The sequence below is a fragment of the Streptococcus sp. ELY_90 genome (assembly GCF_058314475.1).
In genome coordinates, this window is the sequence record NZ_JBZFUJ010000001.1 from 26,205 (window position 1) to 42,858 (window position 16,654).

Genomic DNA, 16,654 nt, shown 5'->3' on the forward strand with positions numbered 1-16,654 from the left:
CTATTCAGTTTTACGTAAAACAGCTTCTTGGAATACATCATATTCCTTAGTATTAAAAATAGAAACGCCATATGCTTTCTGTTTTTTAGTCACCGGGATTTCACGGTAAGAAATAGAAACATCATTCATAACATAAGGATTATAGCGGTTGCTCAGCAAAATCTTCTTTTTCTGAGAATAGTAGTCTGTTGTTTTCAGACCGATGTCCAAGGCTTTGTGCGAATAAGCGATAATGCCGTAATAGACAAATTGACTTTGAGAATATCCAGGGATGGTATTGTTAGCGACAAAATACTGATTGCCGCTGATTTTATCCTTGAAATAATCGGCCTTTAAAAGAATACCGTCACTGGTCTGGGTATTTTCGCTTTTAACAGGTTTGCCGAATTCTGCTTTCAGATAATTGTAGATTTCGCTGTAAGTGGTTAGCTTGCTGCGGTTAAACTTGTGTTTGGGTATTTTGACAGCATCAGCCTTAAATTTTTTCTGCAGACACGGCTCGTTCTTTAGCAAAGCCGTTTCGCTTTCGGCCTTGCTGCCCGGCACCAAAAAGAGCAGAGACAGCAGTATTAGAGGCAATGCATATTTTCTCATGTTCTCTCCTTTATTTAAGATACAAAGGGCGTGAAGAAATCCGTATAAAAATAGGAAACGGACTCCGTGTCGTTAAGACACAAGGACGTTTATCTTTTTTACTAGGATTTTAGCCCGTGTTCAGTTATGAAAGAAGGGGCAATACTTATTACCCCTTTCTTTTTATAGATAAAATAGAGAGACCGTTATTCTTTTGCCTTAGGCGGCTTTTGTCCGACACCTGTTGGCTTTTTCGTTTTCTTTTCCATCTCATCTTTAGGTCCGGCAGGTTTACCGTTGAAGCCCATTGCTTCGCCGATGCGGACAGCTACATCTGTGTCATCAAATTCACCGTCAAACATGTAAGCTCCGGATCCCATGGCATAAACAGGTACCTTATCGCCGGAATGGTCGGTAGTCGTCCAAGCCAAACCTGATTTTTTGTTTAGTATCCTTGTTGCAGTAATTGAAACTGGAACATAGCCGCCATAGTTGGTATCTTGCTGATCGGATTCTTTTTTAGATTCTTCGAATGCTTTTTTAAGGCTTTCATATTCTTCTTTAGAACACAGAAGTCGGTCTTTGCCCTGCTGCTTCAGATAATCTTCTTCCTGAGCATTGGTGATTGTTTCGGAAGGAGCGTCAGCCTTTAGTTTTAAACCGAAGAAGTCTTGGATTTTCGGAGCAAATTCTTCGAATGTCAAGTCAGGGTTCTTCTCAAGAGCTGCCGTCACAATCTTATCAAATTCGACCTGTGATCCTTTTTGGTGAGTCAGTTGATCCAGATAAGTTTCATAGCCGGTCGATTCATTACCGATTGTAAATCCTCCGGTCGCATGGTCAGCTGTCACAATAATCAAGGTATCATCAGGATGTTCCTTGTAAAAGCGCATAGCCGTCTGAATGGAATCTTGAAAACCAATGACTTCATTGAGAGTAGTCGCAGCATCGTTGGCATGCTCAGCCCAGTCAATTTTTCCGGATTCGGCCATCATGAAGAAGCCTTCCGGGTCGTCTTCCATGACTTCGATCCCCTTTTTGACCATATCATTTAGATCTTGATCGCCTTTTTTCTGGTCAATTTTATAGGTCATGGCACCGTCATCCTGGAGGTCTTCGGCAACCAAATAGACTTTTTTAGAGTCTGCATCAATCTTTTTCGCTTTTTGCTTGGTATCAGCTATTGTATAGCCGTTTTCCTTTAAAACCTTGTAGAGATCCTTTTGATCTTCATTTTCTCCTGTTCGATCTTTTAAAGAACCGCCTGCAAAATAGTCAAAGTTTGTTTTAGCCATCTGCCGGCCGATATTATAATAAGAATCGCGGGATTCCTCGTTGGCGTAAAAAGCAGCCGGCGTCGCATGGTTCAGTGTTACAGAAGACAGGATTCCGACTGATTTGCCCGAACGTTTAGCCTTTTCGGCAATGGAGTCAGCCGATTTTGAGAAATCTCCCGAAAGTCCCAGAGTATCTGTCTGTGTCTTAATCCCTGTACCAAAAGCAGTGGCTGTTGATGCTGAATCCGGGATAAAGGAGTGACAGTCATACTGTGTTTTTAATCCAATAACCGGCATATCAGTAAAGTTCATGCGGTCCGGATAGACTTCGCCCTTGTTTGTTTTGGTGATACCCAAATAATTTTCAGCAGCTGTAACAGGTGTAAGTCCCATACCATCGCCAATGAAAAGAAAAACATACTTAGCTTGATTTTCATTAACTTTTGAATAATCTTCTGTTTTAGGCCGCTTGGTGTCATACATAGCAACGTCTTTTCCATTTGCTGTTTTTCTGGCTGCCGCCGGACTGTTGACAGCATCCGTATTTAGCTTGATAGCACCTGATTTCGCGCAGGCGCCAAATAAAATAGCAGAGGCTGCCAAAGCAATCCCAAAACGCTTCATTGATTTAGAGTTAGACTTCATAAATTCCCCCAAGATTATATTAAGATTGATTCAATTATAGCTAATCATTGTATGGTTTCTATCTTGTTATTATCAATTTTATGTAAATCTTGAAAAGGAAAACCGTAACCACATGTTCGACGCTGGAAGAATTGAACAGACCAAATCAATCGTTCATATATTTTATATAACGCTATTACGAAAGGCCGCCTATGATGAATTACGAATAGTCTTTGTGAAACACTTGATAAAAGTGCTGACTTCGTTTTGAATAGTTGGGCCTGTCTCCAAGCATCTCTTAATAAAGCTGTAACATGCCTTTGTTAAAATGAAAAATAAATTATTGCAAGAGCAGTGAAAGAACACAGGCATTTTTTAATTGGCAAGAATCGGAGAAAAAACTCTAGTATTTTTTTGGAAATCTGCAGGAGGCTCACCTTTGGATTGGAGCTGAAATTTTTATCGATGCTAATGTTCTCTGATAAAAATTCAATTAAAATAACAGGAGTAAAATAGTGATACAGGTTTATATTTTAGAAGATGATTTCAAGCAGCAGTTACGTTTAGAAAACATCATCACTCATTATCTGCAAGACCAGCATATCTTTAAAAGCAGCATTTCGCTTCATGGGAGGCCTGACCAGTTATTAGCTGAGGTTAAAGAAAAGGGCAACCATCAAATCTTTTTCTTAGATATTGAAATCAAAAATAAGGAAAAGAAAGGACTGGAAATAGCGCGCCGCATCCGCGAAAAAGACAATCAGGCGGTTATCGTTTTTGTGACAACGCACTCTGAACTAATGCCCCTGACTTTTCAGTATCAGGTGTCTGCCTTTGATTTTATTGATAAAAATTTTTCAGAAGAAAAGTTTTCTGAACGAATAAAGGCGGCCTTGGATTATGTGGCCGCTAACTTGGATCAGCCTGCTGCCGACAAGACTTTTCTTCTTGAAAATGACTATTCTCGCATTCAGATGCCCTACAAAGATATTTATTATATTGAAGTGTCGGCCACTCCTCATAAACTGATTCTTCACGGTCAGTATGACTATATGGAGTTTTATGGAACTCTGGCTGAAATTGAAGGTGATCCGCATTTTTTAAGGGTTCACCGCTCCTATGTTGTTAATCCGGCTAATGTCGCAAAATTAGATTATAGCCAGCGTTTAGCCCATTTTCCAAATGGTGAGACTTGCATCGTTGCCCGACCAAAAATAAAAGAATTAATCAGGGCGATTGAAGCTCTGCATGAAGGAGGGAAATAGTGCTGGCAAATACTTTAACTACTCTTTTTAGCTATATCATTTCTCGTACAGCCATTTTAGTTACTATCCTAATAATATTTGAAAGAGTAACTCGCATAAAAATACCTGCCAAATATAGATTTATTGCTTTATCTATAGGGGTTGTTGTTTACTTTCCTGCAAGAATGTTATTTTACTCAGATTATTTGTTGGATATTGCTCTGCTTTATTTTTTGGCAGTCAAATTTGGGAACCTTTCTAAAGGAGCTTGGCTAAGATGGTTTTATGCCCTTTACCCCAAGGTTATGTTTGAACTTCCCGCACGTTTTTTAGTTTTTAATATTTTTAGTATCTTTTATCCTAATATAGTTAATAGTAACGATGGATTATTGTTAAGCTTGGTAACTTGTTTGCAATGTCTGGGGGCTATTTTTATCAATGAATTAATTCTGCGTATTATGCGAGTAGATTTTAAACGTCTTTTTGAGATTACCGATCAAACAGTTATCCACTCAATCATCAGACCGACAATCATTACACTGGGCTTATATTCCTTTATTCAGTGGCTGTCCTACAACCTCACTTACCTTAGTTTAATTCCAAGAGATTCAGCAATGGATATCCGAAAATATCTTAGCTTAATTTTCATGGTTTCGGTACCTGTTTTTATAGCTTCTTTAAATCAAAAAATGACCAGTCACCTGGAGCTGGTTCTGTTAAAGCAGAAAGAAAAAGAATTGAGGCATTTAACAAACTACAGCCATGAGATAGAGCGCTTGTACAGGGATATCCGCTCTTTTCGGCATGATTATGCTAATGTTTTAGCCAGTTTTCGCTATGGTATTGAGCACAATGATATGGCCAGTGTCCGTCAAACCTTTGAAGAAGTGACAGCAGGGTCTGCTAATTTCTTACAGTCGGATCATTTTGAAATTGGCAACCTCTCACTTATCAGAGATGATGCGATTAAGAGCATATTCTCCGCCAAACTGTCTCAGGCTGCTGAGTCTGCTATTCAAGTCAAAATAGAGATTCCGGAGGAAGTTGGCAGGCCCAATCTAGCTCCCCTTGATTTTATCCGGCTGCTTTCTATTTTATTGGATAATGCCATAGAAGGAGCTGTCGAATCCAACGATAGAGAATTACAGGTGTCCTACTTTAAACATCAGAGAAAAACTGTTCTCATCATTGAAAACAGCATGTGTTATCAAGATATTAATCTGTCCGGCCTTTACGAGCGCGGCAATTCTTCTAAAGGACTTGACAGAGGGTGGGGACTGGCTAATGTCAGAGAAATACTGAGTAGCTATCCTCATACCAATCTCAAGACAAGTACCAGACCGGGTCGCTTCCAGCAAATTTTAGAGATGGGGTAAGTTTATAACAAAAGGTGCGACTGCTGGGGGATATCAGCGACTGCACCTTTTTATTATTAGTTAGTTCTACATTATTTTCTTTCATGGGACTGATTAGAAATATTGTGACAGGGAATAACCGCTAGATGTGCTCAAAGCATGAGACACTTATTTTTGTCGTGACTGGTTAAAAATTGTGTAAATGGAACAAAAAATGACCGTTTACGACAAAATAACGACCATTTATGACATAGACGTGCACAGTTTAAAAATTAGGGTATACTAATATCGTCAGTTGGCCAACCAGACAAAATAAATATGATAAAAGGAGATTTATTATGCATACACAAGCATTTGAACAATTTGAAGCAATGGATAAGGAAGTGCTTTCTGCTGTTGAAGGAGGAAGTAAAGTTTCATTTGGGCAAGCAGCAACAGCTATTGGTGGCTGTGCTATACAAGGTGCAGCTGTTGGCGGATTTGCTACTGGTGGTGCCGGTTTCCTCCCTGGAGCTATTTTAGGTGCTCAGTATTGTGGGGCAGCAACGCTCTGGGCATTGGCGCAGTAAGATTATGCAGAATAAAAAAATCTTTAAGTTACTTACTGTAATTTGTATATCAACGATTTTAAATTTTTTAAATGGCTTGTTCCTTGATATTAAGATCGAAAAAAGTTTAGTTCTAATTATAGGAAGTGTTATATTCGAGTTTATGATTTATCTGTTATTTTTAACTCTTATCAAAGATAAAGTTGAAAATATGAGATGGATTGATTTTGCTCTTAATTTTCTTAGCTATTTGTTTTCTAGGAAAACATTGATTGTTATCGCGATAACCAGTATCTCTCCCATTATTAATATTTGTCAGGGAAGTTATTCAGATATTTTAATTTATTTATATATCCATTTTACAGTAGTTTTTTTCTCAATATTAGCTATACTAAGTTTCATTAAGATAAAGAAAGATTAGGTGTTATTATGTATGAATTTCGAAGTATTAAAAAATTTGATAATCTTGATATGCTAGATTTGGAAGTTATCCAAGGTGGAAATCAAAGATTGTACAGACATGTTATGGCGGGCATGGCTGGTGCTGTAGAGGGGGCATCAGCTTGTGCGGCAGCTACTCCGTATGTGACATTAGCATGTGCAGCGGGTGCAGGAGTTTATGCGGGTTGGATTGATTCTCAAATGCCGTAAAATGTTTAAGAGGACCAATTTTTGAGTCCTCTTTTTTGGAGGAATTATTTGAACGGTAGAAATTAATAGAATTTCTTTTAATATATCTTATTTTCCTAAGGTATTTGTACAATTTAGGTTATAAAAAACTCCCCTTTTACCATTCACAACAAAATAACGACCGTTCACGATATAGACGTGCACAGTTTATATTAATATTGTCGGTTGGTCAAGCAGCTAACATTAAATATTATGAAAACATAAGCATTTAAGCTATTTGAAATCATGGATAAGGTAGAATTGACGGCAGAGGCATGGGAGCTTGTTTGGCATCTGCAGCCGCTGGTGCTACGCCGCACTTTACTCTTGTTTGAGATGATAGATATTTTTAAGGAATAAATCAAGTTTGAAAATGAAAAAAGGAAATCAAAGACGACAAGCACTGGTACTTATGCCGGCTGCCTTTATGCTTGCCTGAGTGCTGTGGTCTATAAACACGAATACCTATATTGGAAATGTGTTAATAAAACTGTAATATGTTTTTGTTAAGGTAAAGACAAATAGTACAGTTATAATAACTGCCTAAAAGAGATAAAGAGGGAATATATTGGAAGCAAAAAAATCCATGGAATTGGGAGAACTCTATCGCGAACTCAGGATTGCAAGAGGACTTAAACTGAAGGATATAGCACGAGATAATTTGTCGGTGTCGCAATTATCAAAGTTTGAAAATGGGCAGACTATGTTGGCAGCGGACAAGCTGATCTTAGCTATTGAGGGCATTCATATGAATTTTTCTGAGTTTGCTCATGCTTTAAATAATTATGAAGAAAATGATTTTTTCAAAATAGGAAATAAGATTGTAGAATTTCAGTCAAAGCGTGATATTGAGGGCTTAAAGAAAATTTTAGACACTTATGGAGATTATGAAAGTTTTGACACTTATAACCGGTTAAATAGATTAGTTGTCCGCGTGGCTATTCATACCTTGGATCATAGCTATACAATATCAGAGGAGGATAAAGAGTTCCTCGCGACATATCTCTATAATATTGAAGAGTGGACTGAGTATGAGCTCAATCTCTTTGGCAATGCGATGATTATCTTATCAGTTGAGGATTTAATCTTCTTGGGTAAAGCTTTTGTTGAGCGTAATAAGCTATATATTTCCATTCCCACTAATAAGAAAAATGCCCAAATTGCTCTTTTAAACTTAATTATGATTCTAATTGAGAGAAAGGAGTTTTACTATGCAGACTATTTTATAAATCATTTAGAAAAACTTCTAACTTATCAAGATATGTTTGTTATAGTATCACTCAATTTTTTGAAACAAATAATTGCATATCTGCAAGGAGAAATAACTGATAAAGATGCATTAGAATATTATGTTAACATGGTTGAGAAGCTAGGGAACCCAACAATGGCTATGTTTCTCAGAGCGAATATGGAGCAGTTGCTGCTGAATTTTGATAGTAACAAATAAAAAGGCTATCAATGTTTTTCCTGATAACCTTTTTTGGACTTATTATATAAAGTGTAAAGTTTTGCTTTTTATCTATAAAAGTGGCAATAAAAAGTATGGAATTATAAGAGCTAATGTAAACAATCTTTTTAACATAAATAGACCTCCTATGAATCTTAATAAATTAGAAAGCACCTCCGCCGCCACTGCCTCCACCAGTAAATAATTTAACGAGCCAATCAAACATATTAAGCACCTCTTTCTGTATTTTATACTTATTATAACAGTCAACTTATCAGAACACTGTTTTTCTCAAATAAGAAAAAATATTAACAATAATTTTCATATTTGCGAATAAGTTATTGTTGAAATAATCAATGTTATAATCATTGCGTAAATATCTACAATACATTTTGTTCAATTACTTATAAAGCGTTAAGCTAGCTAATATTTAGTTTTATAATAATTGATGGGAAGGAGAACTTTATTATGTGGGGTAGAATTTTAGCATTTGTTGCAAAATACGGTACAAAAGCAATCCAATGGGCTTGGAAGAACAAATGGTTCCTCCTCTCATTAGGAGAGTCTGTGTTTGACTATATCCGTTCCATTTGGGGTGGTTAGTTAGTTGTTGGTTTGTGAAATCTAATTAGATTTCACAAATCTTATTTAGGAGGTTAGATGACTTTGAAAATTAATAAAATTGTTCATGAATATCCAAATTTTAAATTAAATATCAGTACTCTTGATATTAAGAAAAACAATATTATTGGTCTCATAGGTGAAAATGGTGCTGGTAAGACTACATTCATGGATTTACTGTCTGGACTCAAGAAATCTAATGTCTCTTTTGAGGTATCTGATTTAGATAGTAGTAGCATCTTGTATATTCCTTCAGATCTAGAGCCTTTTGACTATATGACAGTTATAGAGTTTATTGATATTATTAGAAAATATTCAAAAGTTTCTCAAACTAATCTTGATATTCTAAAAAAATTGAATCTTGAAGGAAAGGGAAATGTCTTGATTAGCGAGTTATCTCAGGGAATGAGAAAAAAACTGTCATTAATTAATGTCTTTTTGCATGATTACAAATTAATTGTTTTAGATGAGCCATTTAATAGTGTAGATATTAAATATATTTATCAACTTAAGAAATTACTTTCTGAGTTAAAAAAGAAATCTATAATTATTGTTTCATCCCATATTTTAGATACTTTGAGTGATCTTTGTGATGAATTTATTTATTTAGAAGATGGAAAAGTGAAAAAGCGATTTAAAAACAGCGGCGAAGTTGATTTGTTAGAGCGTGAGTTATTTGAGTAAAGTATTTTTTGTAGAAATTGATTTAATTAGAAAAAGATTCCAAATATATGGTGTCTTTAATACTTTGAGTTTATTATTAGTTATTCTCTCTTTATTAATAGGAGGGAAATTCCTGATTTTTTCCCTAGGAAATTATCCTAAACTAGCTCCTATTGTTTCCTTAATTTTACTCTTGATAGGCCTGTGTAATGTGGCTATTCCAGAAGATAAGATATTTAAAAAATTAGGTTTACTAAGAGGCTTTTTCCCAGTTATAGAAATTGAAAAGGCTAGAAGTTATTATAGATATCGAAAATTTATATTATCAATTCTATTAATATTTTATCTACTTGTTCCATTAGAAGTGACAAATGATAGGTTGAAATATTTCTTGATTTTTATTAACTTACTTTCTTTTTTGACATTAATTAATTCGTTGAGTACAAGATATTTGTCAAATAGTAAAAAAGAGATGATTTATACAATGATGAAAATTCTTTATTGTGGATTACTTGCCCTCAGTATTCGTAGAATGCTATCTATTAATATTTTTTCTTTGTTTCTCAGTATAAGTAATTGGGGATTGTTGTTAATTTATTTGGTATTATGTGTTATTAATTTATGGATTCTGCATCCTAGAAAAGAAAGATGAAATGAAGGGAAGATTTTTTTTATTTATCCTTAGGACAAGTGTTTTATATGACTTGATTATTATTTACTTTTTAGCTTTGTCCAGTTTTATAATAGATAATCAGCGTGATTATTTATTAACTTTAATCTTTACCATATTAGGATTTATGTATTTAGCTTATTTTGAATATCTTAAAAATCAAAGGAAAAAAATACATTTTTTTTATAATAGTCAAACATTAAGTGAACTAAGATATTATGCAATACAATCGACCTTAAAACTTTCTTTAGTATTTTTACCAATGATAGTAGTTTTAGGAGTCATTACGAATCAGATATTGGTTTATGGGATTAATTATCTTACAGTAATAATATCATTTTATGTTGTTAATTCTTTAATTCCAATTAATATAGAGAAGAGAAAGGATTCGCGAATAATCACTTTTAAAGATATGCTTAAAAGTGTGGTGTCGTGCATAACACTTGTTATTTCCATATTACGTTTATTTTCTCTGTTTATTTTTTAGAAATTTACTTTTGAGAAGGTCGTAAAGTGACAAATAAAATGACTCGATTAGGAGGCAACCAGTGGTATTATTTTTAACAACTCTTAAAAAAGAAATTTTTTCTAAAAAATCTCTTTTTGTTAGTGCTTTTTTTCTAATATCTTCTTATCTTATAGGCAGATACTCATCTTCGATGAGCTCTTTATTAGATGGTGAACTGACTAATTCATTATTCGTTCTTTATGCCCTTTTGGGTTATCTTTTTTCATCTGTTTTATTTTCAGGTTTGCTTGCTGGGGAAATTGAATCTCAGACGATGAGATTTTTAACACCTTATCTGTCTCGGCGTAGTATCTATCTTTTTAAATACCTAGCATCAACAAGCTACTTTTTAGTATTAACCTTTATTTCTTTGCTTATCTTATTTATTACTAAGGGTACCGTTAATATTCCTTTTTATTCTTTATTAGCGATTTTGGGATTTTACCTTTATATTCAGAGTTTAGTAATGTTGGTTTCGGTATCTGCGGGTAGTGAACGTTTATCAAATTTGATAAATTTGATGCTCAGTATTCTATTCCCAATACTTTATACAGCTTCTTTGCTTAAAAGTTGGCCAATATTAGAACCGTTTCGCTGGTTATTTCCTTATCATTATTTATCCAAGACTTGGGAAATAATAATTTTATACTTTTTATCTGCCGTATTGGTTTTTGCTGGGCAACTCATATTTGAGAAAAGGGAGATATAGAATGATTCAATGTCATAATTTAATCAAATCATTTGGGAAGAATGATGTTATAAGAGGAGTGAGTTTACAAATATCAAATAGGAAGGTTACATCTCTTATAGGCAGAAATGGTGCAGGCAAGTCGACCTTAATTGGATTAATAATGGACTACTACAGGTGTGATTCTGGAGAGGTCAAAAAAGGAGCAGTGTCTGTTATGCCTGATGCTGATAACATGTATTCTGACTGGACGGGTTTAGAATTTTTGAAATTCATTGCTCGACTAAAAAAGATAGATGTATCCTATGCGATAAATCTGTCTAAAGAATTAGGTCTTTACAAAAACTTAAAAGGTAAGATTTCTGGTTATTCTTTTGGGATGAAAAAGAAGCTTTCTTTCATCCAATGTGCCATTGGGGATTTTGATGCTTATATTTTTGATGAACCCACTTCAGGAGTGGATGTTCCGTCTGCACTAATCATGATGGATATTATAAAGCGTTTAAAAACTACTGGTGCAGCTATTTTACTCACATCACATAACATAGACGAATTGGAACGTGTATCAGATTATATCTATATTATTGACAGTGGTGAAATTATTGACAGCGGAACAGTTAAGGATTTAATAAATCCAGACTCTACAGAAAAAGAAGTTTACATTATTCACTGTTTGGATAGCCAAAAATTATTTAATGATGCTTCCATTAAGTTCACTAAAAGGATAGTAGATGAGAATCATCTTGAAATTGATCTTAGTCAATCGACTTTGCCGAATGAATTATTAAGATTGCTTGCTAACAGTGATAATACCGTTTATGAGTTTTATAAAAAGAAAAGAAGTCTAATTGAAACTGTTTATCAATCGGAATGAGGTCAATTAAAGAAGCATTCAAAATTCATTTTTTAAAGACTAATGAAGGGTATTATTTTTATGTTGGTTTTGTAACGGGTGTCGGCTCCATTGGTTCAGGAGTAGCGGCAGCAGTTCTCTATATTCTAAAGAAAAAAGGAAAAGCAGCAGCGGCTCTGTATTAAGAGGTAGTTATGAAAAAAAGGTTTCTGCATGTGGATTCTGATTTTTTAGGTCATCTCAATACAATAGGGATGACCTTTTTATTCTTAATCGTTATTTTAGTAATCCCCAACAATAATTCAATCAATTTGAGGATGCAAGAACAAATTTTACTTGTATCCATTAGTCTATTTGGGACCACGAAACATTCAAGTGTTCTTTTCCCTTATCATCAGCAAAGGTTGGGGACTTTTTTTATCAAGCGTCGTTATATTTTAAGGCATATTTTTTTATCCGTCTATTATATTTACAGAGTACAGTTTATCCTTACTATAGCGGCTTTATGTTACTTAATCAGCAATCATTCTGTTAGTTTGACGTTGGCTTTTTTCAGTTGTGTTATCATTGTTATAAATCTTCTATCTCATTTGCTATCTGGTGTTTTAGCAGTTGTTAATCAAATTTTATTCTTAATTTCTTTACTTTGTCTGAGTCAAGGAAATACTGCTTTATTGCTTCTAAATTTATTAGCATCCTTGCTTGTCCTTATAGCTTATATTCTTTTTCATTTTAGAATTGACGATTTCTTATTTCGCTTTATCAAGTATGAGAGGAGTACGTTTTCCGATGCATCTTTGTTAAAGTTACAGCTAACTATTTTTAAAAATAATCTTTTTCTGCTCTTTTTATTCTTCATCCTGAATTTATTAGGAACCTACTTTGGTCAAATTTTTTTAAATCAGATAAGTAAGACGGTGCCAATTCCATTTACTTTTTTGTATACTTCTATTTATTTGGCATTGCTGGAACTTCTTGTCGGCAATCAAAGTCAAGATATAGACATTGATTCAACACGGCATCGTTTGCTGATTCTCAATAATCATTTAACGCTTTATGACAGATTTAAAGTCAGCAGTTTGTATTTGTGGACAGTTTATGCTAATTTTATACATCTGACTGCCTTGCCTGCACTTGTTGTAAGTTCTTCGTTTATTGTAACTGTTAAAGCGGTTATTTTATTATTCTTAAATTTCTTGATTGCCTTTACCTATTTCAGAAAACTGGATTATCTGGTATATGAAGAAAGGAATCATATTTTAAGATATTCTTTCCTTCTGTTATATCTTATTTGCATCATTTGTATGAGTTTGGGAGGATAACAGTGTCTGATAAAATTTTTAAAAGTTATTATATTATCTTTATTTTTAGTACTATTTTTATAGGAGTAATGCTGAGTCTTGCAGTTAAATCTTCGCTTTTTAAGTCTAGTATTCTGCCAGTTAGTCACCAGTTATTTGTTACTGTTTTAATAAATAATACGGGTAATTTTGTAGTTTATATTTTGTTTTTCGCTATTTCTCCCATATTACAATTTTTTGATCTTTTGACTACTACTTTTCAAATCAGTATGGGAATACAGTTAAATGGAGTAGGTTATACACTAAGCAAGCTGACGCCGCATGGTGTTATTGAATTGCCCAATTTTTTATTTTATCAAGGCTTAAGTCAATATCTTTTGTATTACTCTATCAAGAAAAAAAGTTTTAAGAAAGGATTGAAAAAGCAACTGTCTTTTTGGAAATATTATCTTGGATCATATTTTCTATTGATTTGTGCAGCTTTTTTAGAAGGGTATATAGGATGAAATTAGAACATGTGTCAAAGACAATTCGTCATAAAGTTCTTTTCGATGATATTTCCTTTCAGATTCACAAGGGATTGTATCGTTTGACAGGTAAAAATGGCAGTGGAAAGAGTACTCTCATTCGCTTATTATCAGGACTGTCTGCATTTGATAATGAGAAAAGATTAAAGCTTGAAGGAGATATACTATTTCTTGATTTGAATCCAATTGGTCTGGCACCGTTTTCTATTAAGGATAACTTTTATTTATTGTGTAAGACTTATCAGGTTAAGCTGACTCCAGAATTAGAAGCTGATGTAGAGGCCTTTTTTGGCGATTCCTATAATGATGATTACCTGCATGCTTCAGTTGGTACCAAATTAAAGTTAGGTTTATCGTTGTTGCTGGTTAAGGAGTGGGATTATATTTTTATTGATGAAACTTTATCTACAATTGATAATGATAGCTTAAAAATAGTGGCGAAACAGTTAGTCAAACTGTCTAAAACATCCACAATTATTTATGTTTTTCACAATCTGTCCTGTCTATTGCTGGAACAAAACAGCCGCACTCTTCATATAGAAGGAGGAAAAGTTCGTGAAGTATAAAACACTTATTTTTTCGTTGGGGAACTTTCTTTGCCATCTTTTTATCTTGTTTTTATTTGTAGATTTATTGCTGAAAACAGGGGTTTTAGACAAAAGACTGTCAGCATTAAACGAATTAAAGAGTGTTATAACGGTTTCTCCTCAAAAGCTGGTATTTGTCATTTCAATTGTTAGTAATATTGTTAGTGCAGTGGCTGGGTATCTTCTTGCAAAATTTCTTATCATCTTATTTATTGAGGATGGGAAAATCTTTCTTTTTGATATACTGCTGTCTAGAACTATCATGCTGTTGATTGACTGTTTTCTGCTTTTAATTTATCCAACGTCCAATCTTTTAAGTGTCTTTAAGCTGACAGCATTTATTTCTATTATCATTATGTTTTCTATTAATTATCATAGGAATGGTAGTTTGAAAACAGCTTTGCTTGCTGTATCTCCTTTCTTGTTCAGTTCCATTGCAGCCCCAGCCCTTTTTTAAAAGGAGCTGAAGTTTGCAATCGCATTGCTGTGCCTATAACAACTCTTGGCTTGTCTGCTAGTCTAAGGTCCGATTCTGCTTAAATCGGACTTTTTTGTTACAATAGAAGTCGTATAGAAATGGAGAGTGTTTATGGTACGATTACAAGATGATTTTTATGATGCTGTCAATGGTGAGTGGGAAAAAACCGCTGTTATTCCGGATGATAAACCGCGCACCGGCGGCTTTTCGGATTTGTCGGATGAGATTGAGGATTTGATGCTTGCGACTACGGATCAGTGGCTGGCAGGAGAAAATCTGCCTGAAGACAGTATTTTGCAAAACTTTGTTAAGTTTCACCGCCAGGTGGCGGATTATGATAAGCGTGAAACAGTAGGTGTGGCGCCTGCTTTGCCGCTCATTGAAGAATACCAAAATCTGTCGTCTTTTGCCGAATTTGCCTCTAAAATCGCTGATTATGAGATGGCCGGCAAACCTAATCTGCTGCCGTTTGGTGTGGCACCGGATTTTATGAATGCACAGGTAAATGTTCTTTGGGCAGAAGCGCCTAGTTTGATTTTACCGGATACGACTTATTATGCTAAGGATAATGAAAATGGTAAAGAGCTGCTGGCTAAGTGGCGGGCGATGCAGGAAGAACTCTTGCCGAAATTTGGCTTTGAAACAGCAGAAATCAAGGACCTTTTAGATAAGGTTATTGAGCTGGATGCCAAATTGGCTCAGTATGTGCTGTCAAGCGAAGAGTCTTCTGAATATGTCAAGCTTTACCACCCCTATGACTGGGCTGACTTTACAAAATTAGCTCCGGAATTGCCTTTGGATGCTGTTTTTGAACAGATTTTGGGGCAAAAACCTGACAAGGTTATCGTGCCTGAAGAGCGGTTCTGGACAAATTTTGCTAAAGAATTTTATTCTGAAAGCAACTGGGAGCTGCTGAAAGCAAACTTGGTTCTCAGCGCAGCCGGAGCTTGGAATGCTTATCTGACAGACGATATTCGCATACTCTCTGGCAGCTACAGCCGGGCTCTGTCGGGAACGCCTCAGCCTATGGACAAGAAAAAAGCAGCCTTTTATCTGGCACAGGGACCTTACAATCAAGCCTTGGGGCTTTGGTATGCCGGTGAGAAATTCTCTCCGGAAGCTAAGGCTGATGTGGAAGCAAAAGTGGCGACCATGATTGACGTTTATAAAGAACGCCTGCGCAAAACTGACTGGCTTGCGCCTGAAACGCGTGACAAGGCAATTACCAAACTCAATGTCATCACACCGCATATTGGCTATCCAGAGGAGCTGCCTAAAACTTATGCACAGAAAATTATTGATGATAAGCTGAGCCTGGTGGAAAATGCCCAAAACTTAGCTAAGATTTCCATCGCTTACAGCTGGAGCAAGTGGAACAAGCCTGTGGACCGCAAAGAATGGCACATGCCTGCTCACATGGTCAATGCCTATTATGATCCGCAGCAAAATCAAATCGTTTTTCCGGCGGCAATTTTACAGGCACCGTTTTATTCCTTGGAACAATCTTCATCTGCCAATTACGGCGGTATTGGCGCGGTCATTGCTCATGAAATTTCCCATGCCTTTGATACGAATGGGGCTTCCTTTGATGAAAACGGCAGCCTTAATAACTGGTGGACAGATGAAGATTACAAAGCTTTTAAAGAGCGTACTGACAAAGTGGTTGAACAATTTGACGGGCTTGACTCCTATGGTGCTAAGGTAAACGGGCAGCTGACGGTATCGGAAAATGTTGCTGACTTGGGCGGTTTAGCCTGTGCTTTGGAAGCGGCTAAAAAAGAGGCTGACTTCTCAGCCCGTGATTACTTTGTTAATTTTGCGACCATCTGGCGGATGAAAGCCCGTCCGGAATACATGCAGATGCTGGCAACAGTTGATGTCCATGCTCCGGGTAAATTAAGAACCAATGTTCAGGTGGCTAATTTTGATGACTTCTTTGCAGCCTTTGATGTCAAAGAAGGCGACGGCATGTGGCGTGATCAATCTGAGCGCGTGATTATTTGGTGATTTATTCTGATAAA

17 protein-coding genes and 1 pseudogene are annotated in these 16,654 nt (G+C 35.5%); 16 read left to right on the plus strand and 2 right to left on the minus strand.

Annotation, left to right across the window (positions count from 1 at the left end):
• Positions 1-594 carry a hypothetical protein gene (locus AC4HAF_RS00130; RefSeq protein ID WP_491096180.1) on the minus strand — a complete coding sequence of 198 codons (594 nt, stop codon included), beginning with the start codon at positions 592-594 and terminating at the stop codon, positions 1-3.
• Positions 595-779: 185 nt separating this feature from the next.
• Entirely contained in the window at positions 780-2,495 is a 1,716-nt protein-coding gene (locus tag AC4HAF_RS00135) for an alkaline phosphatase (RefSeq protein ID WP_491096181.1), read from the minus strand.
• 494 nt (positions 2,496-2,989) lie between these two features.
• Between AC4HAF_RS00135 and AC4HAF_RS00140 the strand changes: the two genes are divergently transcribed.
• The 16 genes and pseudogenes from AC4HAF_RS00140 (at position 2,990) to AC4HAF_RS00215 (ending at position 16,640) form a co-directional block, all read left to right on the plus strand.
• Positions 2,990-3,739, plus strand: a complete 750-nt coding sequence (locus AC4HAF_RS00140) for a response regulator transcription factor (protein WP_491096182.1) — start codon at positions 2,990-2,992, stop codon at positions 3,737-3,739.
• A 164-nt stretch (positions 3,740-3,903) separates the two neighbouring features.
• Positions 3,904-5,094 (plus strand): sensor histidine kinase, encoded by a 1,191-nt coding sequence (locus AC4HAF_RS00145; protein ID WP_491096183.1) that lies wholly within the window; start codon positions 3,904-3,906, stop codon positions 5,092-5,094.
• A 317-nt stretch (positions 5,095-5,411) separates the two neighbouring features.
• The gene (locus tag AC4HAF_RS00150; protein WP_491096184.1) at positions 5,412-5,642 is read left to right on the plus strand and encodes a Blp family class II bacteriocin; all 231 of its coding nucleotides are present in this window, start codon (positions 5,412-5,414) and stop codon (positions 5,640-5,642) included.
• A gap of 408 nt (positions 5,643-6,050) precedes the next feature.
• The gene (locus tag AC4HAF_RS00155) at positions 6,051-6,272 is read left to right on the plus strand and encodes a bacteriocin (protein WP_491096185.1); all 222 of its coding nucleotides are present in this window, start codon (positions 6,051-6,053) and stop codon (positions 6,270-6,272) included.
• 586 nt (positions 6,273-6,858) lie between these two features.
• Positions 6,859-7,737, plus strand: coding sequence for an Rgg/GadR/MutR family transcriptional regulator (locus AC4HAF_RS00160; protein ID WP_491096186.1), 879 nt, complete (start codon positions 6,859-6,861; stop codon positions 7,735-7,737).
• Between the two features lie 468 nt (positions 7,738-8,205).
• Positions 8,206-8,340: an aureocin A53 family class IId bacteriocin gene (locus tag AC4HAF_RS00165; RefSeq protein WP_491091594.1), complete on the plus strand. Its 135-nt coding sequence runs from the start codon at positions 8,206-8,208 to the stop codon at positions 8,338-8,340.
• Between the two features lie 57 nt (positions 8,341-8,397).
• Positions 8,398-9,042 (plus strand): ATP-binding cassette domain-containing protein, encoded by a 645-nt coding sequence (locus AC4HAF_RS00170; RefSeq protein WP_491096187.1) that lies wholly within the window; start codon positions 8,398-8,400, stop codon positions 9,040-9,042.
• Positions 9,026-9,673, plus strand: a complete 648-nt coding sequence (locus tag AC4HAF_RS00175; RefSeq protein ID WP_491096188.1) for a hypothetical protein — start codon at positions 9,026-9,028, stop codon at positions 9,671-9,673. The genes AC4HAF_RS00170 and AC4HAF_RS00175 overlap by 17 nt, the downstream gene beginning before the upstream one ends.
• 566 nt (positions 9,674-10,239) lie before the next feature.
• Positions 10,240-10,908 carry a hypothetical protein gene (locus AC4HAF_RS00180; protein WP_491096189.1) on the plus strand — a complete coding sequence of 223 codons (669 nt, stop codon included), beginning with the start codon at positions 10,240-10,242 and terminating at the stop codon, positions 10,906-10,908.
• A gap of 1 nt (position 10,909) precedes the next feature.
• On the plus strand, positions 10,910-11,761 hold the full coding sequence (locus AC4HAF_RS00185) for an ABC transporter ATP-binding protein (protein WP_491096190.1): 852 nt from the start codon (positions 10,910-10,912) through the stop codon (positions 11,759-11,761).
• A gap of 62 nt (positions 11,762-11,823) precedes the next feature.
• Positions 11,824-11,925 (plus strand): annotated as a pseudogene (locus AC4HAF_RS00190) (uberolysin/carnocyclin family circular bacteriocin); the annotation flags it as partial.
• A 9-nt stretch (positions 11,926-11,934) separates the two neighbouring features.
• Positions 11,935-13,062, plus strand: a complete 1,128-nt coding sequence (locus tag AC4HAF_RS00195; protein WP_491096191.1) for a hypothetical protein — start codon at positions 11,935-11,937, stop codon at positions 13,060-13,062.
• A 2-nt stretch (positions 13,063-13,064) separates the two neighbouring features.
• Positions 13,065-13,547 carry a stage II sporulation protein M gene (locus tag AC4HAF_RS00200; RefSeq protein WP_491096192.1) on the plus strand — a complete coding sequence of 161 codons (483 nt, stop codon included), beginning with the start codon at positions 13,065-13,067 and terminating at the stop codon, positions 13,545-13,547.
• A complete protein-coding gene (locus tag AC4HAF_RS00205) occupies positions 13,544-14,134 on the plus strand; it encodes an ATP-binding cassette domain-containing protein (protein WP_491096193.1) in 591 nt (196 codons plus the stop codon). Before AC4HAF_RS00200 ends, AC4HAF_RS00205 begins: the two co-directional genes overlap by 4 nt.
• Positions 14,124-14,612: a hypothetical protein gene (locus AC4HAF_RS00210; protein WP_491096194.1), complete on the plus strand. Its 489-nt coding sequence runs from the start codon at positions 14,124-14,126 to the stop codon at positions 14,610-14,612. The genes AC4HAF_RS00205 and AC4HAF_RS00210 overlap by 11 nt, the downstream gene beginning before the upstream one ends.
• Before the next feature lie 132 nt (positions 14,613-14,744).
• A complete protein-coding gene (locus tag AC4HAF_RS00215; protein WP_491096195.1) occupies positions 14,745-16,640 on the plus strand; it encodes a M13 family metallopeptidase in 1,896 nt (631 codons plus the stop codon).
• Positions 16,641-16,654 lie beyond the last annotated feature (14 nt).